The sequence below is a fragment of the Herbaspirillum lusitanum genome (assembly GCF_026127345.1).
Lineage (GTDB): Bacteria > Pseudomonadota > Gammaproteobacteria > Burkholderiales > Burkholderiaceae_D > Herbaspirillum > Herbaspirillum lusitanum.
Window position 1 is genome coordinate 131,213 of the sequence record NZ_QXFG01000014.1, and the last position, 26,151, is coordinate 157,363.

General features: G+C 62.0%; 23 protein-coding genes. 6 read left to right on the forward strand and 17 right to left on the reverse strand.

Features of this window, described 5'->3' with window-relative positions; genetic code table 11:
• Positions 1-162 precede the first annotated feature (162 nt).
• Positions 163-741, forward strand: coding sequence for a DUF4337 domain-containing protein (locus DXT88_RS20100; protein ID WP_016833740.1), 579 nt, complete (start codon positions 163-165; stop codon positions 739-741).
• 52 nt (positions 742-793) lie between these two features.
• On the opposite strand, the gene DXT88_RS20105 is transcribed toward DXT88_RS20100, so the two are convergent.
• From DXT88_RS20105 to DXT88_RS20170, 14 genes are all read right to left on the reverse strand, one after another.
• Positions 794-1,393 carry a molybdopterin-dependent oxidoreductase gene (locus DXT88_RS20105; RefSeq protein WP_265215756.1) on the reverse strand — a complete coding sequence of 200 codons (600 nt, stop codon included), beginning with the start codon at positions 1,391-1,393 and terminating at the stop codon, positions 794-796.
• A 118-nt stretch (positions 1,394-1,511) separates the two neighbouring features.
• Positions 1,512-2,432, reverse strand: coding sequence for a ketopantoate/pantoate/pantothenate transporter PanS (gene panS, locus DXT88_RS20110; RefSeq protein ID WP_016833737.1), 921 nt, complete (start codon positions 2,430-2,432; stop codon positions 1,512-1,514).
• Positions 2,433-2,676: 244 nt separating this feature from the next.
• The gene (locus tag DXT88_RS20115; RefSeq protein WP_265215757.1) at positions 2,677-3,834 is read right to left on the reverse strand and encodes a branched-chain amino acid ABC transporter substrate-binding protein; all 1,158 of its coding nucleotides are present in this window, start codon (positions 3,832-3,834) and stop codon (positions 2,677-2,679) included.
• Positions 3,835-4,077: 243 nt separating this feature from the next.
• Complete coding sequence (gene ettA / locus DXT88_RS20120; RefSeq protein WP_029363325.1) at positions 4,078-5,745, reverse strand: energy-dependent translational throttle protein EttA; 1,668 nt, start codon at positions 5,743-5,745, stop codon at positions 4,078-4,080.
• A gap of 61 nt (positions 5,746-5,806) precedes the next feature.
• Complete coding sequence (gene rarD, locus DXT88_RS20125) at positions 5,807-6,685, reverse strand: EamA family transporter RarD (RefSeq protein WP_265215758.1); 879 nt, start codon at positions 6,683-6,685, stop codon at positions 5,807-5,809.
• A gap of 158 nt (positions 6,686-6,843) precedes the next feature.
• Positions 6,844-7,398 (reverse strand): ureidoglycolate lyase, encoded by a 555-nt coding sequence (locus tag DXT88_RS20130; protein WP_265215759.1) that lies wholly within the window; start codon positions 7,396-7,398, stop codon positions 6,844-6,846.
• Positions 7,385-8,596 carry an amidase gene (locus DXT88_RS20135; protein ID WP_029363324.1) on the reverse strand — a complete coding sequence of 404 codons (1,212 nt, stop codon included), beginning with the start codon at positions 8,594-8,596 and terminating at the stop codon, positions 7,385-7,387. The genes DXT88_RS20130 and DXT88_RS20135 overlap by 14 nt, the downstream gene beginning before the upstream one ends.
• A gap of 61 nt (positions 8,597-8,657) precedes the next feature.
• Complete coding sequence (locus DXT88_RS20140) at positions 8,658-9,662, reverse strand: ABC transporter ATP-binding protein (RefSeq protein WP_265215760.1); 1,005 nt, start codon at positions 9,660-9,662, stop codon at positions 8,658-8,660.
• Positions 9,655-10,710 carry an ABC transporter ATP-binding protein gene (locus tag DXT88_RS20145; RefSeq protein WP_265215761.1) on the reverse strand — a complete coding sequence of 352 codons (1,056 nt, stop codon included), beginning with the start codon at positions 10,708-10,710 and terminating at the stop codon, positions 9,655-9,657. Before DXT88_RS20145 ends, DXT88_RS20140 begins: the two co-directional genes overlap by 8 nt.
• Entirely contained in the window at positions 10,707-11,612 is a 906-nt protein-coding gene (locus DXT88_RS20150) for an ABC transporter permease (RefSeq protein WP_265215762.1), read from the reverse strand. Before DXT88_RS20150 ends, DXT88_RS20145 begins: the two co-directional genes overlap by 4 nt.
• A 2-nt stretch (positions 11,613-11,614) precedes the next feature.
• Positions 11,615-12,568: an ABC transporter permease gene (locus tag DXT88_RS20155; protein ID WP_265215763.1), complete on the reverse strand. Its 954-nt coding sequence runs from the start codon at positions 12,566-12,568 to the stop codon at positions 11,615-11,617.
• An 88-nt stretch (positions 12,569-12,656) separates the two neighbouring features.
• Positions 12,657-14,309: an ABC transporter substrate-binding protein gene (locus tag DXT88_RS20160; protein WP_265215764.1), complete on the reverse strand. Its 1,653-nt coding sequence runs from the start codon at positions 14,307-14,309 to the stop codon at positions 12,657-12,659.
• Between the two features lie 78 nt (positions 14,310-14,387).
• Positions 14,388-15,074 (reverse strand): FadR/GntR family transcriptional regulator, encoded by a 687-nt coding sequence (locus DXT88_RS20165; RefSeq protein WP_265215765.1) that lies wholly within the window; start codon positions 15,072-15,074, stop codon positions 14,388-14,390.
• A 340-nt stretch (positions 15,075-15,414) separates the two neighbouring features.
• Positions 15,415-16,638: a Bcr/CflA family multidrug efflux MFS transporter gene (locus DXT88_RS20170; protein WP_265215766.1), complete on the reverse strand. Its 1,224-nt coding sequence runs from the start codon at positions 16,636-16,638 to the stop codon at positions 15,415-15,417.
• A gap of 158 nt (positions 16,639-16,796) precedes the next feature.
• On the opposite strand from DXT88_RS20170, the gene DXT88_RS20175 reads away from it, so the two are divergent.
• The 4 genes from DXT88_RS20175 (at position 16,797) to DXT88_RS20190 (ending at position 22,242) form a co-directional block, all read left to right on the forward strand.
• Entirely contained in the window at positions 16,797-16,991 is a 195-nt protein-coding gene (locus DXT88_RS20175) for a hypothetical protein (RefSeq protein ID WP_265215767.1), read from the forward strand.
• Between the two features lie 251 nt (positions 16,992-17,242).
• Positions 17,243-18,430, forward strand: coding sequence for an extracellular solute-binding protein (locus DXT88_RS20180; protein WP_265215768.1), 1,188 nt, complete (start codon positions 17,243-17,245; stop codon positions 18,428-18,430).
• A 56-nt stretch (positions 18,431-18,486) separates the two neighbouring features.
• Positions 18,487-20,250: a diguanylate cyclase gene (locus DXT88_RS20185; protein WP_265215769.1), complete on the forward strand. Its 1,764-nt coding sequence runs from the start codon at positions 18,487-18,489 to the stop codon at positions 20,248-20,250.
• Positions 20,251-20,457: 207 nt separating this feature from the next.
• On the forward strand, positions 20,458-22,242 hold the full coding sequence (locus tag DXT88_RS20190) for a methyl-accepting chemotaxis protein (protein ID WP_265215770.1): 1,785 nt from the start codon (positions 20,458-20,460) through the stop codon (positions 22,240-22,242).
• 109 nt (positions 22,243-22,351) lie between these two features.
• Here the strand turns inward: DXT88_RS20190 and DXT88_RS20195 are convergent, their stop codons facing one another.
• The 3 genes from DXT88_RS20195 to DXT88_RS20205 form a co-directional block, all read right to left on the reverse strand.
• Positions 22,352-23,896: a methyl-accepting chemotaxis protein gene (locus DXT88_RS20195; protein ID WP_265215771.1), complete on the reverse strand. Its 1,545-nt coding sequence runs from the start codon at positions 23,894-23,896 to the stop codon at positions 22,352-22,354.
• A 273-nt stretch (positions 23,897-24,169) separates the two neighbouring features.
• A complete protein-coding gene (locus DXT88_RS20200) occupies positions 24,170-25,216 on the reverse strand; it encodes an oxidoreductase (protein WP_265215772.1) in 1,047 nt (348 codons plus the stop codon).
• Positions 25,217-25,241: 25 nt separating this feature from the next.
• Positions 25,242-25,583 carry a zinc ribbon domain-containing protein YjdM gene (locus DXT88_RS20205; protein WP_265215773.1) on the reverse strand — a complete coding sequence of 114 codons (342 nt, stop codon included), beginning with the start codon at positions 25,581-25,583 and terminating at the stop codon, positions 25,242-25,244.
• A gap of 133 nt (positions 25,584-25,716) precedes the next feature.
• Here DXT88_RS20205 and DXT88_RS20210 point away from each other — a divergent pair, with 133 nt between their 5' ends.
• Positions 25,717-26,148 carry a hypothetical protein gene (locus DXT88_RS20210; RefSeq protein WP_265215774.1) on the forward strand — a complete coding sequence of 144 codons (432 nt, stop codon included), beginning with the start codon at positions 25,717-25,719 and terminating at the stop codon, positions 26,146-26,148.
• Positions 26,149-26,151: the final 3 nt, after the last annotated feature.

Below are 26,151 nucleotides of genomic sequence, written 5' to 3' on the forward strand. Positions count from 1 at the left end.
AAAACAGCAATGGTAACAAACCCGGACGCCGCGCGCGTCAACTGGCGAGGCGTCCAGCGCATTAAGGACATGCGCAAGGAGGGTTGCGCGACATGCCTCGAAGCAACAGGCACACCATGATAATTTTAACAATTCGATCACGATAAAGAAGAGAGCATCCGCATGGCCACAGAATACGAAGTCCCAAGCCCGCACGAACACCATTTGGAACACGTCGCCGAACACAATCACGGCAGCGGCGACAATTTCGCCGGCAAGATCGCCGTCATGACCGCGATCATGGCGACCGTCGGCGCGCTGTTCAGCTTCCAGGCCGGCTCCACCGAGAGCGCCGCCGCGATGAACAAGAACAACGCCGCCATCAAGAAGACCGAGGCGGCCAACCAATGGAATTATTACCAGGCCAAGTCCAGCCGCCAGAACCTGGCCGAGCTGGCGGCGACGATTCCCGGCGTCGATTCAGCGAAATACAATGCCGCCGCGGAACGCTACAAGTCGGAGAAGGAAGACATCCGCAAGATCGCCGAGAAGCTGGAAGCGGAATCGAAGGAATGGGACGAATTGTCGGAGGTCAAACTGCACCAGCATCACCGCTGGGCGCAGGCCATGACGGCGATCCAGATCGCCATCTCGCTGGCGGCGATCACGCTGCTGACGCGCAAGGACTGGCTCAAGAAGATTTCCTATACCGCAGCGGGTGCGAGCGTGATTCTGGGCTCGCTGGCGGCAATGCATATCTGAATATCTGAGTCACTGAAACAAACCTGCTCTCGCTTCGCAACGAGAGCGGGCCTCAGGCTTTCACTTCAATGTGATACATGCCCCACGGACACAGCGCGAACCGCGCGCTGATCGGTTTTTTCATGATGTCCGGGAAACTGTCGGCGTCGTACACCGCCCACAAGGGGCCGAGGCCGCCGAGAGGGATAGCCTTGCCGTCCAGATGCGTGGCGACGATGAAGCGATACTTGCGGATGTCGGCCAGCGCCACCTGCACTGCATAGCCGTCGACGGCGCGCAGCAGCACGTCGCTCGCCGCACCTGGCTCGGCGCCGGCGGCATTGACGACGTCGGCCAGCAAGGGACCGCTCAGCACATGCTGCTTGTTGTCGTATTCCAGCGTCGGCTTGATGGTGACCTGCGGCAAGGCGCTCAAGGCCGCGAAGTCGAAGGTGTGGGCCCGATTGAATTGCAGCTTCTGCTTGGCCATCATCTGATCCAGCGCCGGATCGAGCGCACCGCGATTGCCCGCACCGATGGCGCCGGTCAGTGTCAGCAGCACCGGACCGGCGTCTTTTGGCACATTGCAGGCGACCGGATTTTTCTGGTTGGCGGCCATCGCGGCGGTACTCATGCCGAGCAGACCGGCGGCCAGGAATTGTCTTTTTTTCATGCTTGGTTCTCCTTGTTCAGCACAGGCGATGCGCAGCATGATGCACGATAAACGCCGGCGACGGCTACAAAAAAAAGCGGACCTGAGTCCGCTTTTTTCATGTGCAGCAGCGACCGTATCAGGCCTGATCCTTTGGTGGACGACCGCGCCAGTAACCGGCCAGCATCGAACCCGACAGATTGTGCCAGACCGAGAACAGGGCGCCCGGCAATGCCGCCAGCGGCGTGAAGTACAGCTTGCCCAGCGCCGCCGCGAGACCGGAGTTCTGCATGCCGACTTCGATCGCCAGCGTGCGGCAGATGGCTTCATCGAAACCGAGCAAACGACCGCCCCAGTAACCGCCCAGCAGGCCGATGGCGTTGTGCAGGATCACGCCCACCAGCACCACCAGGCCGACCGAGGCAATGCTGGCCTGGCTGCCGCCGACCACCGCTGCAATGATCAGCAAAATCGCCACCATCGATACCAGCGACAGGTAAGGCTCGATGCGGCGGATCAGCTTGCCGGCGAACAGGTTCAGCACCAGGCCGACCACGATCGGCACCACCACGATCTGCACGATGCTCATCAGCATCGCGTGCGCGTCGAAGTGGATCGAGGCGTCGACGTACAGCTCGGTCAGCAGCGGCGTGGCGAACACGCTCACCAGCGCCGACAGCGTGGAGATCGTGACCGACAGGGCGACGTCGCCGCGCGACAGATAAATCATCACGTTCGACGCCGTGCCGCTGGCGACGCTGCCGACCAGCACCATGCCGGCGGTCAGGTCGGGCGGCATGCGCAGCAGCTTGGCGATCACCCAGGCTGCCAGCGGCATGACCAGGTAATGCAGGATGATGCCGGCGGCGACCGGCGCCGGGCGTTTGACGATGCGTTTGAAATCGTCCAGCGTCAGCGTGACGCCCATGGTCAGCATGATCAGCGTCAGCAGCAGCGTGACGTGCGGACCGATCGGCGTGAAGGTGGCGGGAGAAAAATAGGCGGCGGCGGACAGCAGCAGCGCCCAGAGAGGAAACAGGCGGGTAAGACTGGCAAGCATGATTGAGATCGATTCAGCGGAGTAAAGAGATTGTTATTGGAAGTAGCTCCGCGGATGGCGCGCGAGTGCAGTAGAGGCGGCGATGAATGCGCGGAATGGTCATCCGATGATGCGATCGCGCCGGCCCGGCCGTGCGTCTTGTGGAAACACGAAGGCGTCATTCTACCTGCGCGCGCAAATCCCTGCCGGCGGCGGCTTTGCAGCATTCACACTGACATTTTTCTGACGCTGAAACTGCGCCGTCTCAGCGCATCGTATTGGTCTTCATCGCCGTCCATTTCTGGTTCTGCGCTTCGTAGATGGTGTAGGACGGCGAACGCGGATTGCCGACGGCGTCGAAGGCGACGATACCGGTGAGGCCCTTGAAACTGATCTCGTGCAAAGTGTTGGTGACCTTGCGCGGGTTAAGCGAATTGGCCCGGCGTACGGCGGCCATCAGTACATGCGCAGCGTCATAGGCGTACGGCGTCATGCTGTAGACCTGGAAGTCGAAGCGCTGATTGAAATCGGCTTCGAATTTCTTCCAGCCCGGCATCTTGTTGAATGGAATGCCGGCTTCCTGCGCAACCGTACCGTTGACGGCGATGCCGCTCGATATCAGGAACGACGAGCCGACGATGCCGTTCATCGAGGTCACCAGCCGCGCCTTGACTTCCAGACGCAACATGCTTTGCGCCAGCATGCTGGTCTGCGCCGAATAACCGCCGAAGAAAACCGCATCGATGTCCTGTGCCTTGACGCGCTGCAGGATCTCGCCGAAGTTCATCAACACGTCGCTGACCGAATCGCGGCTGACGATGACTGCGCCATGTTCGCGCGCCACCTCGCTGAAACGCATGCCGACGTTGACGCCGAAGACGGTGCCGTTGTCGATGACCGCGATGCGCTGCGCATGCAATTCCTTGACGGCGTATTCGCCCAGATAGATACAGGCATCGTCGTCGATGCCGAGCATGCGAAAGGTCGTCCGGAAACCCTGCCCGGTGTATTTCCGCAAGCTGGAGGTGGGCGAGATTTGCGGCACGCCGGCGTCGGCAAAAATCCTCGATGCGGCGATGCTGGTGTTGCTGTTGGTGCCGCCGATGACGCCGATCACCCCGGCCTTCACCAGCGCCTGCGCCACACGTTGCGTGCGTTCGGCGTCGTTGCGGTCGTCCATGCGCAGCAGGCGGAATTGCACACGCTTGCCATTGATCTTGAAGGGCTTGCGGTTGGCTTCGAAGATCGCCAGTTCGGCAGCGTTGGCCAGGCTCTTGCCAAAACTTTCCGAGACGCCGCTGAGCGCGCCCACAAAGCCTATCGTCACGGTCTGGACTTCCTCGCTGGCGATCGCTCCGGAAGCGTGCAACGCCAGCGACAATATGCAAAACATCAGCATGCGTCGATATTTGAGGAAAAGCATGTCACCTCCGTATGAACCTAGTCTTAGCAAGCGCTTGTTCTTATACCCCACACAGAGTTAACACACGATCAAAAAAATACGAAAAGACATCAACATTGCATTGCCGCGCCCTAAACAAAATGCCCCGCAGAGCGGGGCATAGTTGCGACATGGCAAGCTTGAAGACGGAAGGAGCGAAGTCGCCGTCGGATTGTCATTCCACTCCGCAATATTCGGAGCATCAGACCCCGGCGACTCACCGCATCAACGGGTTACCGGCTTGTAGCGAATACGCTTCGGCTTGGCGCCTTCTTCGCCGAGGCGCTTCTTCTTGTCGGCTTCATACTCCTGATAATTGCCGTCGAAGAAGCTGACCTGCGAATCGCCTTCGAACGAAATGATGTGCGTGGCGATACGATCCAGGAACCAGCGATCATGGCTGATCACCAGCACGGTGCCGGCGAACTCCAGCAAGGCATCTTCCAGCGCGCGCAGGGTTTCCACGTCGAGGTCATTGGACGGTTCATCAAGCAGCAGGACGTTGCCGCCTTGCAGCAGCGTCTTGGCCAGATGCAGACGACCGCGTTCGCCGCCGGACAGGTTGCCGACGATCTTTTGCTGGTCGCCGCCCTTGAAGTTGAAGCGGCCGAGATACGCCCGCGAAGGCATTTCGAAACGGCCGACCGTCAGGATGTCGGCGCCGCCGGCGACGTCTTCAAACACGGTCTTCTTGTTTTCCAGGTCTTCGCGCGACTGATCGACCAGCGAGATGCGCACGGTAGGTCCGAGCACCAGCTCGCCGCTGTCCGGCTGTTCGCGGCCCGCCAGCATGCGGAACAAGGTCGATTTACCGGCGCCGTTTGGGCCGATGATGCCGACGATGGCGCCGGCAGGGATCTTGAAGTTCAGGTTGTCGATCAGCAGACGATCGCCGTAGCCCTTGCTGACGCCCTTGAACTCGATGACTTCATTGCCCAGGCGCTCGGCCACGGGGATGAAGATTTCCGAGGTCTCGTTGCGCTTCTGGTATTCGTGCTCGCTCAGCTCATTGAAACGCGACAGGCGCGCCTTGCTCTTGGCCTGGCGGCCCTTCGGATTCTGGCGCACCCATTCGAGTTCCTTGGCGATGGTTTTCTGGCGCGCCGATTCGGTGGCTTCTTCCTGTTTCAGGCGGGCTTCCTTCTGCTCCAGCCAGGACGAGTAATTGCCCTTCCATGGAATGCCGTGGCCGCGGTCCAGTTCGAGGATCCATTCGGCGGCATTGTCGAGGAAGTAGCGATCATGGGTGATCGCCACGACGGTGCCCGGGAAGCGCAGCAGGAACTGCTCCAGCCAGTCCACCGATTCGGCGTCCAGGTGGTTGGTCGGTTCGTCGAGCAGCAGCATGTCGGGCTTGGACAGCAGCAGTTTGCACAAGGCCACGCGGCGCTTTTCACCACCCGACAGCACGGCGATCCTGGCGTCCCACGGCGGCAGGCGCAAGGCGTCGGCGGCCATTTCCAGTTGCTGGTTCAGGCTGTTGCCGTCGGAGGCGGAGATGATCGCTTCCAGACGCGCCTGCTCGGTGGCGAGCGCATCGAAGTCGGCATCTTCTTCGGCATAGGCGGCGTACACGGCGTCGAGCTTGGCTTGCGCTTCGAACACTTCGCCGAGCGCGCTTTCGACTTCCTGGCGCACGTTCTTTTCCGGATCGAGCTGCGGCTCCTGCGGCAGGTAACCGATGTTCAGGTTCGGCGCCGGCGTTGCTTCGCCTTCGATTTCCTTATCGATGCCGGCCATGATCTTGAGCAGCGTCGATTTGCCGGAACCGTTCAGGCCGAGCACGCCGATCTTGGCGCCGGGGAAGAAGGACAGCGAGATGTCTTTCAGGATCTGACGCTTCGGCGGCACGATCTTGCCGACGCGGTTCATAGTGAATACGTATTGAGCCATGTTTGGATGCCAATGATGAAGGTAAAAAATGAGGGTGAAAACTACTTGCCGGATCCCGTGATCAGGCGCTGAGCGCACGGCCCTTGGCGGACCACAAGCGCCACAATCCTTCCAGGGAGTATACAGCCAGCGCGGCCCAAATCACCACGAAACCTGTCAGGCGCGGCCCGTCGAACGGTTCGTCATAGATGAAAACTCCGGTCAGCAGCTGCATCGTGGGCGAAATGTATTGCAGCAATCCCAACAAGGACAAGGGAATCCGGCGCGCCGCGCGGGCGAACAGCAGCAGCGGAATCGCCGTGACCGGCCCCGACAGCGCCAGCAGGATCTGCGACATCGGCGACGCCTGCAAGAAACCGTTGTTGCCGTGCGCCGCGGTGACCGCCAGGATCGCCAGCACCAGCGGCGCCAGCAGGATGGTTTCCAGCGCCAGGCCCTCCAGCGCGCCGAGGTGGGCGATCTTGCGCAGCAGGCCGTAGATGCCGAAGGTGGCGGCGATGACCAGCCCGATCCACGGCAGCGCGCCGTTGATCCAGGTCAGCCACAGCACCGCGCCGAGCGCCATGAAGACCGACAACCATTGCAAGGGACGCAATTTTTCCTTGAGGATCACATAGCCCAGCAGCACGCTGATCAGCGGACTCATGAAGTAACCGAGGCTGGCATCGACGATACGGCCGCTGTTGACCGCCCACACGTACAACACCCAGTTGCCTGACAACAGCAAGGCGCTGAGCAGGAATCCCAGCAGCACGCGCGGCTTGCGCACCACCTCACCGAGCCAGGCCCATTGACGCTTCCAGGTCAGCACCGCCACCAGAAATAGCAGCGACCAGAAAATGCGCTGAAGCACGATGTCGAAGGAGCCGACATCCTGCAGCAGCTTGAAGTAAAGCGGGAACAAACCCCACAGGAGGAAACAGCTTATCGCGTAAAACATGGCGACCTAAAGGATGAGCAAACGATGGAAAAATGGAACGGCAGAAATGGAAGCGCCGCGAAAACTCTGGAAAGTTTCGCGGCAGCAAGGGCATTATCACAGGATTTTTATTTTCCGGCTGGGCACCGGCGTTCCGGAGTTAGTATGGTGCGGGAGGATTACAGCGTAACGACGAAACGGCCTTCGATACGCGCAATCTCGCAATCGACTTCCCCCGCACGTCGCTCGATCACGAATACGTCGGCGCCGCCGATGGTGATCATCGGGTGATGCCAGACGCCGCGGCGCAGCGTGACGGCCTGGCCCGGTTCGACGATGAAGGCCTGGATGGCGTCTTCATCGGGCGCGCCGACGCCCTGCGTCACCACCACCAATATGCGCCCCTGCGCCATCGGCACGAAGCTCTGGCTGCCCAGCAGATGCCGCTCGAACATGGTCAGCGCATAGGGCGCGACGTGCGTGCCGTCCTGCGTGCGGAAGATCGCCACGCATGCCTCGCCGCCCTGCTCGCTCACGTCCAGTTGCGTCAGGTCGTCGAAGCGTTGTGCGGTGCCTTCATTGATCGGCGAACTGTTGCCGCTGCCATTGCCGCAGCCATTGCCATTGCCATTGTCGGGTGGCAGGATGGCGTCGCCGAACGGCGCGAACGCGACTGGCGTCAAGGTTTGTGCAACGATGACGCGGCCGGGCGACGAGGGCTCAGGCGAGTTCATCGATGAGCTTTCTCGACAGGCGGATCAGCGCCTGGTCGCTACCCTGCGGACCGATGATCGAGAAACCGAACGGCGCGCCGTCCAGCGTCATCAGCGGCAGCGAAATCTGCGGGCAACCGGACAGACCCGCCAGGCACAACATGCGGACGGCCTGGTTGCGATAATTCTCCAGCACCTCTTCCGGGTCGCTCAGCAGCGGCGCGACATCCGGCATGCTCGGCAGCACGATCACGCGATCGTTGCCGAGCAGGCGCAGGAAATCTTCGGTGAAGCGCTGGCGCACATTGCTGTGCTCTTCCATCTGCTGTGGCGTGATCTTGGCCGACCAGGCAAAGCGCTCGGCGACGCCGGGGCCGAGTTGCAGGTCGTGGCGGGTAATCGTGTCGCCGTGACTTTGCCAGGCCTCGTATCCCTGGATGTGGCGGAACGCCCAGTACAAGGCGTCGAACGACGGCGTCGCGGTCTTGACCGGCAGCGGCGCGCCAATCAGGCCGGACAGGCGCTCCAGCGTCTGCATGAACACCGCCTGCACGCGCGGCTCGAGCAACGCCAGTACGTCGGCCGCCACCAGTACCTGCGGCATGGCCGGCATGCCGTCGGGCAGTAAACAAGTGTCTTCGCGCAGCAGCACCTCTCCCACGCGCGCAAAGCTGTCGATGTCGCGTGCGAACCAGCCGCAGGTGTCGAACGACGGCGCCAGGTCCATGCAGCCCTTGAGGCTCACGCGCGCATGCGTGGGGCGCAGGCCGATCAGCCCGCAGTGGCTGGCGGGAGCACGTACGGAACCGCCGGTATCGGTGCCGAGTGCAACATCCGCCAGCCCGTTGGACACCGCAGAGGCCGACCCCGAACTGGAGCCGCCTGGAATCCGCTCGGGCGCGCCGCCGTTGCGCGGCGTGCCGAAGTGGGCGTTCTTGCCGTTCATCGAGAACGCCAGTTCGTCGGTATAAGTCTTGCCGATGAACGTGGCGCCGGCCTGCGCCAGCGCGATTACCGAGGGCGCCGATGCGGTCTTGATGCCGGACAACGCCAGCATGTGCGGGTTGCCGCATCCGGTCGGATAGCCGGCGACGTCGAAGATATCCTTCACTGCAAAGCGCAGGCCCGACAAGGGGCCCGATGAAATCGCCGTCGTCATCGATGCGGGATAGGGGACGAAACAATGTGCGGCTTGCGCCGCGGAGATGTCGACTGACATGGATGATTCTTTCGGACGAGAAAAGGAAGTATTGGTCTGATTGCCCATGACATGGAACGGTTCAGTTCGCCGTCGCCGCGACGTCGTTGGCATGAGGAATCTGATGCACCCGCAAGCAGCTGACGACATGTCCCGGCGACAGCAACTCGTCACGCGGCTGCACGCTGCTGCATTCAGCGACTGCGTATTTGCAGCGCTCGGCAAAGGCGCAGCCGGCCGGCAGGTTGCTCAGGTCCGGCGGCGCACCGCCGATGGTTTCCAGACGCCGGCCTTTTTGCATGGCGCCGTGGCTGCGGCTCTTGAGCAGGGACAAAGTGTAGGGATGACGCGGTCGCGTCAGCAACTCCGCCGCCGGGCCTTGCTCGATGATCTTGCCCGCGTACATGACGGCGATGCGATCGGCCACTTCCGCCGCCGCGCCGATGTCGTGGGTGACGAAGACGATGGACAGGCCGAGCTCCTTTTGCAGATCGCGCAGCAACAGCAGGATCTGGATCTGCACGGTGGCGTCGAGCGCCGTGGTCGGCTCATCGGCCAGCAAGACTTTGGGCGAGCACGACAAGGCCAGCGCAATCATCGCGCGCTGGCGCATGCCGCCGGACATCTCGTGTGGATAGGCGTCGAGACGGCGCTCCGGACTCGGGATGCGGACTTTCTCGAACAGGCTCAACGCCTGCTTATGCGCTTCTGCCTTCGACACTTTCTTGTGGCGGCGGATCGCTTCGATGATTTGCGCGCCGACGGTGTAGACCGGATCGAGCGCCAGCAAAGGCTCCTGGAAAATCATCGCCACCGTGTCGCCGCGCAGCGCCGCCAGTTCGCGCTGCGACATCTTCAGCACGTCCTTGCCGTCGACTTCAAGGCCGCCGCTGATGCGCGTCGAACGCTCGGAATGCAGGCGCATGATGGAGCGCAAGGTGACGCTCTTGCCCGAGCCGGACTCGCCGATCAGGGCCACCACTTCACCCTGGCCGACGGTGAGGTTGACGCCGTTGACGGCGCGGATCAGTTTCTTCGGCGCGAAGAACTGCACCTGCAGATCGCGCAAGGTAATCATGTCATGCATGGCTCACCTCGCCGGCGGTCGAAAACAGGGATGCGGTGTCGGCTTCGTAACGCAGGCAGGCGACGCCGTGGCCGCCGCCGCTACTTTCATCGCTGGTGAACACCGGTGCGCGTTGGCCGCACACCGGCCGGGCATAGGCGCAGCGCGTGTGGAAGCGGCAACCGCTGGGCGGGTTGATCGGATTGGGCGGGTCGCCCGCCAGCGGCGCCTCCATCGTGCGTTGCAAGGGATCCATGCTGGGCATCGATTTCAGCAAGGCGCGCGTGTAGGGATGCCTGGGCTGGTCGAACACCTGGTCCGATGAACCGATTTCCACCACCTGGCCGAGATACATCACCAGCACGCGGTCGGAGATGAAGCGCACCACATTGAGGTCGTGGCTGATGAACAGATATGTCAAGCCGAACTCCTGCTTGAGGTCCAGCAGCAGATTGAGCACCTGCGCCTCGACGGATTTGTCGAGCGCCGAGACTGCCTCGTCGAGGATCACCAGGCGCGGCTCCAATGCCAGCGCGCGCGCGATATTGACGCGCTGGCGCTGGCCGCCGGACAGTTCATGCGGATAGCGGCCGGCGAAACGCTCAGGTTGCAATCCCACGCGGGCCAGCAAGTCGCGTGCACGCGTGATCGCTTCACGCGAGGGCAAGCCGTGCACAGTGGGAGCAAAAGCAATTGAATCCTCGATCGTCATGCGCGGGTTGAGCGAGGAGTAGCTGTCCTGAAACACCATCTGCGCCTGCCGGCGGAACTGCCGCAGCGGCAAGGCGCGCGAGCCGACCGTCTCGCCGTCGAACACCAGTTCGCCGCTGTCCTGGTTGATCAGTTGCATCAGCACGCGGGCCGTGGTCGATTTGCCGCAGCCGGATTCACCGACCACGCCGAGCGTCTCGCCCTTGAGGATGTCGAAGTTGACGCCGTCCACCGCGCGTACCGCGCTGCGCGGCGAGGCAAAGGGCAAGCCCTTGCCCTTGAGCGGAAAATGCTTGAGCAGATCGCGCACCTGCAGCAGTGGCTGGCGCGGTCCGCCGATATCGCGTTGGTTTGTCATTGCTTGACCTCCATCGCCGAACGCAAACCGTCGGACAACATGTTGAACGAAATCGATGTGATGAAAATGAACGCGCCCGGCAATGCCGCCACCCAGGGTTGCGTATAGATCGCCGTACGCAGCGTATTGAGCATCAGGCCCCATTCCGGCTCGGGCGGCTTGACGCCGAGACCGAGGAAGGACAAACCCGAGGCCAGGATCATCGACACCGAAATCAGGCTGGTCGAATACACGAAGATCGGCCCGAGCACGTTGCCCAATACGTGGGCGCGCACGATGGTGAAGGCGCCCGCCCCCGACGCCCGCGCCGCATCCACGTAGTCGCTGCGGCGCACCTGCGTGGTGACGCTTTCGGCGATGCGCGCAATCTGCGGAATGAAGACGATGGTCAGCGAGGTCAGCGCGTTGACGATGCCGGCGCCGAGCGCACCCGACAAAGCAATCGCCAGCAGCACCGACGGGAACGCATACAGCACGTCGATGGTGCGCATGATGGCGGTGTTGATGAAGCCGCCGGCATACCCGGCGAGGATGCCGATGCCGCTGCCGATGACGAAGGCCGTCAGCACCGGCGTGATGCCCATGAACAGCGACAGGCGTCCGCCCAGCATCAGGCGTGACAACAGATCGCGGCCGAGCTCGTCGGTGCCGAACAGATGGCCGGGCGTGCCGATCGGTTTGAGGCGCGTGAACATCGACGTGGCGAAGGGATCGGCCGGCATGATCCACGGCGCGAACACGGCAATGCCGATCAGCGTCAGCAGGATGACGGCGGCGATCATCGCCAGCGGATTGCGCACGATGCGCGCGGCGACATTGGCCCAATGGCCGCGTGAGCGTTTGAACGCAGGCAAAGGCAAGGCGGGGACGGGAGTTGCAGCAGTCGCTTGCAGGGTCGACATGATCATGCCCTTTCTATGCGTGGATCGAACACGGTTTGCAGGATGTCGACCAACAGATTCAGCGACACGAAGAACAAGGCCAGCACCAGGATCGTGCCTTGCAGCAGCGGCAGGTCGCGCTGGAAGATCGCCTGGTTCAGCAGGAAGCCGGTGCCGGGCCAGGAGAACACCGTCTCGATCAGGATCGAGCCGCCCAGCAGATAGCCGAGCTGCAGGCCCATCACCGCCATCGCGGTCGGCGCGCAGTTCTTGACCACGTGGCGGAACACGCCGAACTCGCCGAGGCCGCGCGCCTTGAGGCCGATCACGAATTCCTGCGACAGGATGTCGGCCACCAGCGCGCGCACGGTGCGCGCGATGATGCCCATCGGGATGAAGGACATCGTCACCGCCGGCATGATCAGGTATTTGACGTGCTCGAAGTCCCAGATCCAGGCAGCCGATCCGTCCGGCCCGGCGCCAGTGGCCGGCAGCCACATCAGCTGCGACGAGAAGATGATGACCAGCACCATGCCGAGCCAGTAATGCGGCACGCTGACGCCGACCACGGAAATGAAGGAGGCGATCTTGTCGACCCAGGAGTTGCGGAAATAGCCGGCGACAAAGCCGAACAGCGAGCCGAAGAAGAAACCGATCAGCGTCGCCAGTGCGGCGATCATGAAGGTGTTGCCGACCGCCTTGAAGACTTCTTGCGCGACCGGTCGTCCGGTGGCGATGGAGCTGCCGAGGTCGCCGTGCATGGCACGCCAGACCCAGCTGAAAAATTGTTCGGGATAGCTGCGATTGAAACCGTAGAGCTCCATCAGTTGCTTCTGCAGATCGACGGACGCATCCGGCGGCAGGATCGCCACCAGCGGATCGCCCGGTGCGATGTGGACCAGCATGAAGCACAGGAACGCGACACCCAGCATGATGGGCATGGCATACAGTACGCGGCGGATCAGATAGGAAATCATGGGTATCTTCAGTAAGTCATTCTTGCCGCCGGCATTACCCTCGCAATACCGGCAGCAATGTTCACAACGTCAATGCATCGATGCCGATTTAATCCATCGTCATTGTGGCGATGTCGATGAACCAGCTTTGCGGCTGCACCACGCCCTTGACCTTGGCCGAGATGGCGCGCGGACCGGTGTCGTGCGCCACCCAGACGAACGGCGCTTCGTCGACGATCTTGGCGTGCAACTGGGCCAGCAAGGCATCGCGCTGCCTGGCGTCGAAAGTGGTGCGCGCCTTGGCGATGATGGCGTCGACTTCAGGGTTGCTGTAGAAGCCCCAGTTGTTCGACACCGGCGGCGCCGCCTTGCTGCTGACGAAGCGCACCATCGCGAAGAACGGATCCATCGCCGCGAAGCTGATGTTGACCGCGTCCGAACCGTGCGCGCTCGGATCCTTGGCGCCGATGCGCCAGTTGGTGTACAACGTGTTCCACTCGATCACGTCGAACTGCACGTCGATGAAGCAGGCCTTCAGGTTTTGCTGCATGAATTCATTCATCGGCAACGGCTGCATCTGGCCGGAACCGGAGGCCGAAATCTGCACCTTCACCTTGAGCGGCTTGGCGGCCGAATAACCGGCCTCGGTCATCAGCTTGCGCGCGCCGTCCGGGTCGTACTTGATGTGGAAGCTCGGGTTGCCGCGCCATGGATGGCCCGGCTCGACGGTACCAGTGGCTTCGCCCATGAGGCCGCCCAGCAATTGCTTCATGGCCGGACGATTCACGCAGAGGTTGGCGGCGTAGCGCACGCGCTTGTCCAGCCATGGTGAACCGGGCGCGAAGGACAGTTGCCACGGCCACACGTGCGGTTGCGGATTGGAGTAAACCTTGAAGCCGCGCGCCTTGATGGTGTCGAGCGCATCCGGCGCCGGCGCTTCGATCCAGTCGACCTGGCCGGACAGCAAGGCGGCGGTGCGCGAGTTGGCTTCCGGCAGCGGCAGCATCACCACCTTGTCGATTTGCGGGCGGCGTTTGGCGTCCCAGTATTCCAGATTCCTGGCCAGTTCGAGACGCTCGCGCGGCACGAACTTGGTCATCTTGAACGGACCGGTACCGGAGGCATCGGCGGCAAATGCAGCCCAGGCTTGCTTGGCGCGCTCGGCCTTGTCGCTCACAGAACCCGGCACGGCGGCCAGCTTCTTGGCCCACTGCAGCGGCGAGGCCATGAACAGGTTGGTCAGGTTGATCGGCAGGAAAGAGTCCGGCTCGGAGGTGGTCAGCTCAACGGTGAGGTCATCGATCTTCTTGGCAGTGCGCAGCGTCGGCATGCGCGATGCGGTCACGCCGACCTGGCTGGGATCGAAGTTGGGCGCGTCCTTGTCGAGCACCTTGGCGACGTTCCACACCACCGCGTCGGCGTTGAAGGCGGAGCCGTCATGGAACTTGACGCCGGGGCGCAGCTTGAAGATCCATTTGGTCTTGTCCTTGGCGTCGACCGCCCACGACACGGCCAGGTCGGGAATCACTTCGCTGGCCTTGTCGGCCTTGGACAGATCCCATTGCGTCAGGCTGTCGTACATCGGAATGCCGGTGAAACGATTGCCTTCGAAGCCCTGGTCGGGCTGGCCCAGGGTGCGCGGAATGTCGCCTGCGGTCATGGCGATGCGCAGCACTTTTTCAGCGTGCACGCCGACCGAGGTGAGCAAGCCGAAAGCCAGCGTACAGGCCAGAGTGATTGCGCTTGGTTTGGTCAGTTTCATGTCGATGCTTCCTTTTGTTGTTGAGGACGGCGAAGGGTGATGCTTACGGGCTTGAGGTCGGTGAAGAAAATCAGTTGATCAGGGTTGGAGAAACTCGATGCCGGCGCGCGCGGCGGTGTGCAGCAAATGCCGTTGCATGGCGTCGCGGGCGCCTTCGGCGTCGCCGGCGGAAATGGCGGCGGCGATGGCGCGATGTTCTTCGGCGGTTTCCCAGATGCGCGAGTGATCGGCAAACGGCAAGCGCTGGCTGTGGCTGATGCGCGTTTCAAAATCGCGCACCACTTGCATCAGCCCGCCGTTGCCGGACAGCTCCGCGATCAGTTGGTGGAATTCGAGATCGGCCTGCGAGGCGCTGACCAGGTCGACGTTTTTCAGCGCGTCTTCAAAACGGGCCTGCACGCCCCACAGGCGCGGCGTGGTGTGGGCATTGATGACGCGCGCGGCCAGCGCGGCGGCGGCCGGTTCGAACACGTAGCGCAGCTGGAAGGTTGATTGCAGCTCCGCCGATGAAGGCAGCGCCGCTCCGCTGCGTGCAGGCGTACTGGCTGCACTGCTGCGGCCCGAGGTGACCAGCGTGCCTTTGCCGGGCATGGCGCGGATGAAGCCGAGCGCTTCCAGCATCGACAGCGCTTCGCGCAGCGACGCGCGGCTGATGCCGAGCGACTCGGCGAGATCGCGCTGGCCCGGCAGCATTTGTCCGGTCTTGTATGTCCCGGACAGGATTTGGCGCTGCAAAGTTTGTGCCGCGATATTGGGCATGCTCATCGGTTTCCCCTTTTTGGTCTGACTGGTCAGACCGCAAGAGGCGATATAGCAATTGACATGCCACCTGTTCGCCAAAACGACGATTACGCAGCGGCGGCGGTGATTGCGGAGGAGATTGCGGGTAGGTTTTCAGGCGCGGGCGTTGGCCTGAACAATGCGCTGAAACAAACCGCTGCACGAATTTCATGCAGGCGCGTGCGGTGAAAATGTGCGTTAAGCGTGCACATCTCTGAAACCGAAAATGAGAGCACGGCCTCTGCACGACCGGGCGCAGTTTTCAGCGCCCAGTGACGATCAGTCAACTTGCATCGTCACCGGTGGAAACGGGAGAAGAGAAGAATCAGGCTGGACGCGGCGCCTGCATCGTATGGCGCGCAACGTAGCGATACAACAGCAGCGCGGCAATGCCGCACACCGCCATCAGAGTCGTCAGGGGCAAGGCGGTGCCGTCGTGCCACACGCCCATGATCACCCCCGACAGCATGCCGATGCCGAACTGCAGCGTGCCCATCAGCGCGGCCGCGGTGCCGGCTTGCTTGCCTTGTTGTGCGAGTGCGATGGCCGAGGCGTTGGGACCGACGAAACCGTGACATGACAGGAAACCGAAGAAGCCGATCAGCAACAGCGGCAGGCTTTCATAACCACAGGCGACCAGCACCGCCACGATGGTGGTCAGGATGGCCGGGATCCAGATGATCTTGCCGAGCACGCGGTCGGCGCTGCGCTTGATGACCAGGCGCGCGTTGATCTGCGAACAGGCGATCAGGCCGATGGCGTTGGCGCCGAACACGAAGCCGAAATTCTGCGGCTTGATGCCATGCAGTTCGATCAGCACGAACGGGCCGCCGGAAATATAGGCGAACAGCCCAGCCTGGATCAGGCCGCCGCACAAGACATACGCCATGAATTGCCGATGGCGCAACAGGCCGAGGTATTGACGCAGCACACGCCCGAGATGCAGCGGCACCACATGCGCCTGGTCGCGCGTCTCTTCCATCACGCGGTGGGTAAAGATCAGGCAGATGACGCCGAACACCGTCAACGTCGCGAAGATCGCGCGCCAGGTCGAAAAAGTCAGCAGCAATCCGCCGATGAAAGGCGCCAGGATAGGCGCCAGGCCGAACACCAGCATCAGCATCGAGAACGCGCGCGCCGCGCCGTCGGCGCCCATCTTGTCGCGCACCACGGCGCGCGGGATCACCATGCCGGAACTGCCGCCCAGGCCCTGGAAGAAACGCAGCACCAGCAGCGTTTCAAGATTGGGAGCAAAGGTACAGCCGATCGAGGACACCACATACAGGCAGATGCCGAAATACAAAGGCGGCTTGCGGCCGAAGCGGTCGCTGATCGGTCCGTAGAACATCTGCCCGAGCGCCAGCCCGATCAGGAAAGTCGACAGCGTCAGCTGGATGGTGTTGCTGGCCACGCCGAGGTCTTTGGCGATGAAGGAAAAACTGGGCAGGTACATGTCGATCGACAAGGCGCCCATCGCCGTCAGCGCGGCCATGAGGATCAACCAACCGGGAAGACGTTTGCCCTGAAAAGGCGAAGAATCTGTTTGCATGAGGAGAGTACAAAAAACCGTGTCCGGCTTGCAGCTTACGCAGGGCTGAGTTAAGACCGCGTTTTATGGCTTAACTACGGCTTATTGCAGCATACATAAGACAAAGCAGGAAACGATGAGCGCGTGAGAGGGGAAGCGTGGCGCGCAGGAAAACGCGCATGTCGCATTATACCGGTTGGCGGGCATCTCTTCAGCCGACGGTTGCGATACGGCAATGCAGCAGAAGCAACGACCACGCACTTCCTGAACTGTTGTACCGCGACCTTGCCGGGACCGGCGGTTGCCGTTTCTGGGATTTTTTTGATGGTCAATCAACATTCGATCAGCAATTTAACAAAAAGGTGGCACACTGATTGCAAACAATAATTTGATGAAATGCCGCCAAGAATTTATAGATTTGTCGGCATTTCCATACTACCCGGAATGTTCTGGTCGTCACTTTTTGGGGAAGCATTCAGGAAGATTCATGGGTAAGGGAAGAATAAAAGAAATCGCAGCGCGGGCCGCTTCCCCTGTCTCGCGGTTGCTTACCGCTTTCCTGTTGTGCCTGCTGGCAGCGTGCGGACAGGATGCCGGCAACGATGCCGCCGATCAGGCGCCACTTGTGCGAACGCAAATTACCGCTCTGGTGTGGGCACCCGACTGGCCCGACGAAATGCATCGCATCGCCGACGCGTTCCATCGCGCTCATCCGGACATCAGCGTCGACGTGCAATTCATGATCGGCAATTCAGTCGAAGAAAACCTCAAACCCAAAGTCGCCACCCATAACCTGCCCGATCTGGTATCGGTCAATCCCAACGCCTACAGCGCCGAGCTCGCTGAACAGGGCGTATTGACCGACCTCGGCGAGACCGTGGCGTGGAACAACATGCTGGAGTCGCTCAAGCCCGACTGGACCAACCGGCACGGCAAGCGCTTCGGCATTTCCGGCGGCGTCGCGGCGACGCTGATCTACTACAACAAGGAGATGTTCAAGCGCGCCGGCATCGCGGCGCCGCCGACCAATTTCGAAGAATTCCTGGCCGCCTGCGCCGCGCTCAAAAAAGCCGGCTTCACGCCGATGGTCTGGACCGGCGCCTTCCCCAATACCTTGGCCAACGGACCGTTCAGTTTCGGCTTCGCCAACAGCGTGACGGCGCGCCATCCGCACGACTGGAAGCAACGCATCGCCGCCGGCAGCCTCGACCTCCGCAATGGCGACGCCGTCGATATCTTCGGCCGCATGAAGCTGATCGCCGACAAGGGTTACCTGCAACGAGGCTATATGAACACCAGCTACGACGAGGGTATCCAACTGTTCGCCGACGGCAAGGCGGCGATGGCGTTTCAGGGGACGTGGTCGTCCGGTGCGCTGATGCACGGCAAGGATTTCAGCACCGGCGTGTTCGTGCCGCCCTGGAATGCGCGCGGCAAAACCGTGGTGCCGGTGGTCGGCAGCGAGACCGGCTTCGCCGTATGCGATACGCGCAACAGGAAGGCTGCGCTGCAGTTCCTCGAGTTCATTTATGGCGCAGGCTTTGCGATCCAGCAGAACAAGCGCCAGAACATCCCGCCACTGAAGCAGGTCAGCGGCAAGGTGGTGAGCGACCCACAGATCGGCGACTACGTCCGGCAGGTGACGCAGGCGCCGCTGACGGCGCCGCCCTATTATTCCTATCTGCCGACCAACACCATCGACTTGCTGCATCCGCTGCTGCAACAGGTCCTGTTCGGCAAGATTTCGCCGCGCCAGGCTGCCTTGACGCTCGACAGATCGATCCGCCATGAAGCGCGCACGGAGAACAAATAAGCCATGATCCGCCTGCTCGCTCCCGCTCCGGACCAACACAGCAAGGACATCGTCGCATGAAGAAGATGCTCGACCTGCTGTCGCTCAAGCTGTTGCGCCGGATCGAGATCCGCTACCGGTTGATCAATTCGTTTTTGCTGGTGTCGATGCTGCCGCTGCTGATCGCCGGCATCGTGGCGTATCGCGAGTCGAGCAATGCCTCGCAGGAAAAAGTCCGCATCTTCGCAGGCGAAGTGGTCAAGCAGGTGGCGCAGAACATGCTCCAGCAAATCGAGAAAATCGAATCCTCGAGCGAAGAACTGGCGATGTCCGAACGCATGCAGAATGCGCTGGCGGCCTACTACAGCAAGACGCCTTCCGAACGCGCCGCCGGCCATGCCGACATCATCCGCCTGCTGCTGGAGAACTACGGCTCCTTCGAATACGTCAATCAGAAATACGTACTCGATCGCCGCCATCGCATCATGGATCCGCAGGTATTCGCCCAGCTCGGCGATGGCGTGGCGCGCTTCGCCGAAGATGCGCCCGACATGAAAGGCCGGCCGTACTGGGATAGTTACAGCACCGCCGCCGGACAGAAGAGCGTGGTGATGCTGCGCGACATCCTGTTCAAGGGCAACAATCGCGTCGCCGGCACGCTGTTCGTCGGCTTGCGGCCGCTGCACTTCTCGCGCATCTTCGAATCGGTCAATCTCGGGTATGGTTCGCGCATGCTGGTGATCGACGCCCGCGACGGCCACGTCATCGTGAGCGCCAATGCGGCCAATGCGGCCAATGCGGCCAACGATAACGCCCCGGAATCAGGCCTGGTCGCCGCGATCGCGCGCAGCGTAGCGGAAAACAGCGGCAATTTCGTGTCTTACCGCGACGGCGATAACAGGGAGCAGCTCGCCGCTTTCGCGCCGGTGCCGCGCACCAGCTGGATGGTCGTCAACGTCACGCCGCTCAATGCGCTCAACGCCGAAGTCCGCTCGATCCGCAACAAGATCATCCTCATCGGCGTGCTGTGTTTCATCCTGGCGCTGGTGCTGTCCTTCATCATCGCACGCAGCATTTCGCTACCGCTCAAGCAGCTGGTTGGCGTGATGAAGGCGACCCGCACCGGCAACTATCTGATCCGCATGGATTACGAAGGCAAGGATGAAATCACGGAATTGTCGCAGCGCTTCAACGACATGGCCAGCAAGGTCCATCAGCACAATGAGCGGCTGGAAGAACTGGTGGCCGAACGCACGCGCGAACTGGAGCAGGCCAACCGTCAGCTGGAAGCCCTGAGCGCTACCGACAGCCTGACCGGCATCGCCAACCGGCGCCGTTTCGACGAAGCGCTGAGCGGTGAGTTGCGACGTGCGGTGCGCTCGCAGAAACCGCTGGCGCTGATGATGCTCGACGTCGATTATTTCAAGAATTACAACGACCGCTACGGCCACCTGGCGGGCGACGATTGCCTGCGCACCATTGCACGTGTCATGCGCGCCAGTTCGCGTCGCGCCACCGACCTGGCGGCGCGCTACGGCGGCGAGGAATTCGCCGTGATCGTGGCCGAAAGCGATGCCGCCAACGTCGTGCAATTCGCCGAAAACATCCGCAATGCCGTTGCCGCGTTGCAGATCCCGCACGAGGAGTCGCCCTTCGGTTGCGTCACCTGCAGCATCGGCGTCATCGCCGTGCAAGTGGACGAGAACATGAGCACCGACACGCTGCTGCGGCTGGCGGACGTGGCCTTGTATCAAGCCAAGGCGCTTGGCCGCAATCGCGTGGCGTTGAGCGATCCGCCAGGTGCGGCCGATGATCTGCCGGAACATCGCGCCGTGACCTGATCGAGCCTGATCCTGCGTGATCAGGCCGACAACTTTGCTGCAATGCGACGCTGTCGGAAGCACACGCAAAGGGCCGTAACTGAATACCATTTCCCAGCCTTTTCCTCGGATCGCCGGCCGCTCCGACGGACTACCATGCAATGCTGATCCTGCTCTCCCCCATGCGCAGGTTGTACAAAAAACAATATTGAGACGAAAGAAAATCAAATGAAAAACATGCGCATCGGCTCGCGCCTGGGCCTGGGTTTTGCATTGGTGTTGTCGCTGCTGGTGCTGATGACGATCATCGGCGTATGGCGACTGCAGGACATCGGCAACCGCACCGCCAGCATGATCGCGCTGGACTTGCAGAAAGAGCGGCTGGCGTCCGAATGGGCCGCCAACATCGATGCCAACGGCGTGCGTACGATTGCGGTCATCAAGAGCAACAACGCCGACCATCAGAAGTTTTTCAAGGACCAGATGGCCGGCACGGTCGATCGCACCAGCGCGGTCCAGAAGCAGCTCGACGAACTGATCAAGTCGGCTGAAGGACGCAAACTGTTCGACTCCCTGCTGGTGCAGCGCAAGGTCTACAACGACCTGCGCAACAAGATCATCAAGATCAAGGAAGGCGGCGATGAAGCCGCTGCGCTGGCGGCGCTTGAAACCGAACTGCTGCCGGCGATGAAGGAATACTCCGCCCGCGTGAATGCCATCGCAACGTACCAGCGCGAGGTCATCAACCGCAATGCGGCGATCGTCGACGAACAGTACCGTTCGGGTCGCACGATCCTGATCGCGGTAGGTGTGCTGGCGCTGCTGGTTGGCATCATTGCGTCCTGGCGTCTGTCCGACGGCATCACGCGACCGCTGCGTCGCGCCGTGCAGGCCACTTCCGCAGTCGCGGCGGGCGACCTCAGCACGCACGTGGTGGTGGACCGCAAGGATGAAATCGGTCAGTTGCTGCAAGGCCTGCACGACATGTCGCAGAACCTGCTCAAGACCGTGCGCGAGGTCCGCAGCGGCGCCGATACCATCGCCACCGCCTCGGCCGAAATCGCCACCGGCAATCTCGACCTGTCGTCGCGCACCGAACAGCAAGCCGGCTCGCTGGAAGAAACCGCCTCGGCCATCGAGCAACTGGCGTCGACCGTGAAGCAGAACGCCGACAACGCGCGCGAGGCGAATCAACTGGCGCTGACCGCCTCCAACGTCGCCGTCGAAGGCGGCGCCGTGGTCGGCCAGGTGGTCGACACCATGGGCGCGATCAACGAATCCTCGCGTCGCATCGTCGACATCATCAGCGTCATCGACGGCATCGCTTTCCAGACCAACATCCTGGCGTTGAATGCCGCCGTGGAAGCGGCGCGTGCCGGCGAACAGGGTCGCGGCTTCGCGGTGGTGGCGTCGGAAGTGCGCAGCCTGGCGCAACGCTCGGCCTCGGCCGCCAAGGAAATCAAATTGCTCATCGGCGACTCGGTCGACAAGGTCGGCTCGGGCACGCGTCTGGTGGAGCAGGCCGGCAAGACCATGGCTGACGTGGTCAGCAGCGTCAAGCGCGTGAGCGACATCGTCGCCGAGATCAGCGCCGCCACACAGGAACAAAGCACCGGCATCGGCGAAGTCAACCACGCCATCACGCAGATGGACCAGGTCACGCAACAGAATGCCGCACTGGTGGAAGAAGCGGCGGCTGCCGCCGGTTCGCTGCAGGACCAGGCGGCGAAGTTGGCGCAAGTTGTGAGCGTGTTCAAACTCGATAACGATCAGGTCAGTACTCGGGTCAGTACTCAGACTAGTATTCAGACCAATACTCAGCTCAATACGCAGACCGCGACCGCGCCGAAGGCGGCAGCACCGATGAGGAATATCACGCCGCAGCGTCCGGTCATCGCTGCGGCAAAATCATCGTCGCGCGAGGCCATGCCGGTAAAGACACGCACCATCGCGCCGCCGCAACCACGGCAGGCGCCGATCAAGGACAACGCCGACGACTGGGAAACTTTCTGATGTGCTGCTCATGTACTACTGAATGCAGCATGCACGTGCGGTCATGACCGCACCAAACAAAAGGGCGCCCGACTTGCATCGGGCGCCCTTTTGATTTTCTGCCGCCGGTTTACAGTTTGAAGTGCCGCCCTGCTTCCGCCAGCTTGCCGGCTTGCGTCTGCAACAGTTCCGACGTCGCCGAGGCTTGCTCCACCAGCGCGGCGTTCTGCTGCGTGGTGTTGTCCATTTCGGTGACGGCCTGGTTGATCTGTTCAATGCCCTGGCTTTGTTCCTGGCTGGCGGTGGCGATTTCGCCCATGATGGCGGTGACGCGCTTGACGCTTTCGACCATCTCGCTCATGGTCGCGCCGGCCTGCTCCACCAGCTTGCTGCCGGAGCCGACCTTGTCGACCGAGTCGCCGATGAGGGCCTTGATTTCCTTGGCGGCGGCCGCCGAGCGTTGCGCCAGGCTGCGCACTTCCGACGCCACCACCGCGAAGCCGCGACCCTGTTCGCCGGCGCGCGCCGCTTCCACGGCGGCATTCAACGCCAGGATGTTGGTCTGGAAGGCGATGCCGTCGATGACGCTGATGATGTCGACGATCTTGTTCGACGACGCGTTGATCGCGCCCATCGTATCGACCACTTGCGACACCACGCCGCTGCCCTTGACCGCGACGTCTGAAGCGTTCTGCGCCAGTTGATTGGCCTGGCGCGCGTTCTCGGCGTTCTGCTTGACGGTGGAGGTGAGCTGCTCGATCGAGGCGGCGGTTTCTTCCAGCGAGCCGGCTTGCTGTTCGGTGCGCGACGACAGGTCGAAATTGCCGGAGGCGATTTCATTGGCGGCGGTGGAAATCGAATCGGTGCCGACCTGCACTTCCGAGACGATCTTGCGCAGGCCGGTATTCATCTCGTCGAGCGCCTGCATCAGTTCCGCGATTTCATCCTTGCCGTGTTTCTCGATGCTGGCGGTGAGGTCGCCTGCAGCCACCATCTTGGCGACCTCCAGAGCGCGCTTCAACGGCGTCGTGATGCTGCGCGAAATGATCAGCACCGCGACCACGCTGATGAGCACCAGCAGCACGCCCAGCGTCATCATCAGTTGCATGCCGTGCGTGCTGGAGCGGTCGATGTCGACGGCCATCTGGTCGATGGCTTTGCGTTGCATCGCCAGCAGCGCATTGACCTTGTCCGCATAGGCCTTGGATGCAGGCTCGAACACGTCCTTGTAGGCTTTCTCGGCGGCGGCGCCGTCGCCGGTCTTGCGCGTATTCATCACAAGTTCCTTGGCAGCCTGGTATTTGTTGCGCGCGGCAATGATTTCCTTGAACAGGGCCTTCTCGTCCTCCGAACTCAGGCGCGGTTCGATCTTCTTGATGATGCCGCTGCCGGACACGACGCTGGCGGCGATCGCGTCCTTGAAGGTATCTGCCAGATTGGCGTCAGAACTGCGCGCGATCATCGAAGTACGCACGATCGCCGAATACGTCAGCACGAACCAGTCGGCGACCAGCCTTTCCTTGGCCAGCGGCAATTCCATCATGGCGCGGGTGGCTTCTGCATTGCGCCTGGCGTTGATCAGTCCTATCGAAGTGGAAATGGTCGCCAGGATGAGAACGATGGCAAAACCGAAAATCAGGCGGCTCGAAATCCGCATGCTGGAAAGTTGTTTCATGATGGCTGCGTCCCCGCGTACTGTCGTTGTGTTTATGTTTCCCTGGCACGGTTCTGGTCCGGGCTCTGATGCAGATTACCTCGTTTTTTCGTGATGGCAAACACAAGTTTGGACGAAAGCAACACTGCTGCGCAGCAGCATGCAAAACGGTCCGTTCAGCGCTCAGCGTTCAACCTGCACCTCGACTTCACGCTCGGCATAGTCCGATCCGGGTGTCGCGCGCCGCGCTGCCGGCAACGCGGCAACGGTGTGCCTTGCAAGGGGGGCGGAATGTCAAATCAAGGGCGTGAACGGCAGGCGTACGCCTTCGGCATCGCTGCGCAGCGCCAGGTCGATGATGGTCATGACATCGACCGCATCTTGCGCCGGCACCGGAAAAGTCTTGCCGTCCAGCAGCGTGTCGGCCAGCGCCCGGTAGAAGCCGGCGTAGTCGCCGTCCAGCGTGGCGTGCTCGCCTTGACGATCGTCGTCCCCGTCAACTTGCCTCAACCATCCCGGAGGATTCTTGCCGAAGCCGGCGTCGCCGGGACGCAAGCCTGCTTTCAGTTGATCTTCCTGTACGTCGAGGCCGTTGCTCAGGTAACCGCCGCGCGTGCCGTGTACGGTAAAGCGCGACGGCGGCAAGGCGCTGAGCGCGCTGGCGTGCAGCACCACTTCCTTGTCGGCGTAATGCAATTGCAGATGGACGTAGTCCGGCACCTGGGCATTGTCGCGCTGGCGCCGCACGGTGGCCGACAGCGACTGCGGTGCGCCGAACAAGGCCAGCGCCTGGTCGATCAGATGCGGGCCGAGATCGAACAGCAGGCCGCCGCCGTGCGCCGCTTCTTCGCGCCAGCGTTTTGGAATGACCGGACGGAAGCGGTCGAAGTGCGATTCGAAGTGCGTCACGCGGCCAAGCGCGCCGTCGGCGATCAGCGCCCGCAGCGTCATGAAGTCGCCGTCCCAGCGGCGATTGTGAAACGGTGCGAACAGCAGGCCGCGTTGCTCCGCCAGTCGCGCCAGTGTTTGCGCATCGTCGCCGGACAAGGTGACCGGCTTGTCGACCACGACATGCTTGCCCGCTTCCAGCGCGCGACGCGCCAACCCGAAATGGGTGTCGTTGGGCGTGGCGATGACGATGCAGGCAATGTCGTGTTGCGCGATCAATGCGTCGAAGTCCGAGACGATCCCGGCATCCGGATAGTCGGCGCGGGCGCGCTCTGCCTGCGAAGTAGCGATCACGCCGAGTTCGGTGCGCCCGCTACGGGCGATGACCGGCGCATGGAAGGTGGCGCCGGCAAAGCCGTAGCCCATCAAACCCAGTTTCAATTTCCCGGACATGCAGTCGTTCCTCGCTCTGTGCGCTTCAGACTTTTTTGACGAACTCGGTCTTCAGGCCCATCTGGCCGAAGCCGTCGATCTTGCAATCGATGTCGTGGTCGCCGTCGACCAGGCGGATGTTCTTGACCTTGGTGCCGATCTTGACCACACCGCCACCGCCCTTGAGCTTGAGATCCTTGATCACGGTGACGGTGTCGCCGTCCTGCAGGATGTTGCCGGCGGCGTCGCGCCATACCTTGCCGCTTTCTTCTACCGCTTCGGCGGGCTGGGCCGACCACTCATGGGCGCATTCGGGACAGATGTACAGGGCGCCGTCTTCGTAGGTGAATTCGGACTGGCATTGGGGACAGGGTGGCAAGGTGCTCATGATGGCTTTCGTAACGATGCGGCGGACACGCCGGATGCGCGTCGCCAGGTGCGCAGTATACCGCCCGCGCGCCCCCACACACTAGCCGCTATACTAGCCGTTGTCGTTGAATGACTTTCACGCAGGAGTTGGCATGCTGCAGTCGCTTTCCGGTATCCCCGTCCATTCGTTACGCAAGGAGTGCCCGCCGGGCGCCTGTGTATGCGATCGCGAGAGCCTGCTCGACAGCGCGGCGGCCGACCCCGACACCGACGTGCGCATACTGACGCTGACCCAGGAGCAGGAGCGCAGGCTGCTCGAACGCATCGGGCGCGTTTCAAGCTACGACGATTTGCAACACGTCGCCGGACTGCTCTACAAACAACTCGGCGTGGTCTTGCGCATCGCCCCGAGCCCGCGCGAAGTGCGCACCGTGCGCGGTTTCCTGATCCTGCTGGAAGAACGTCCCGGCCTGTGCAAGAAAACCCGCCAGGCAGTGCCGGCTGCAATCCGCAAATGCCTGGAAAGCAATCCCGACATCGCCTTCGCCATCCTCAATGCCCACGACCTGCTGGGCGGCGCGTGATTC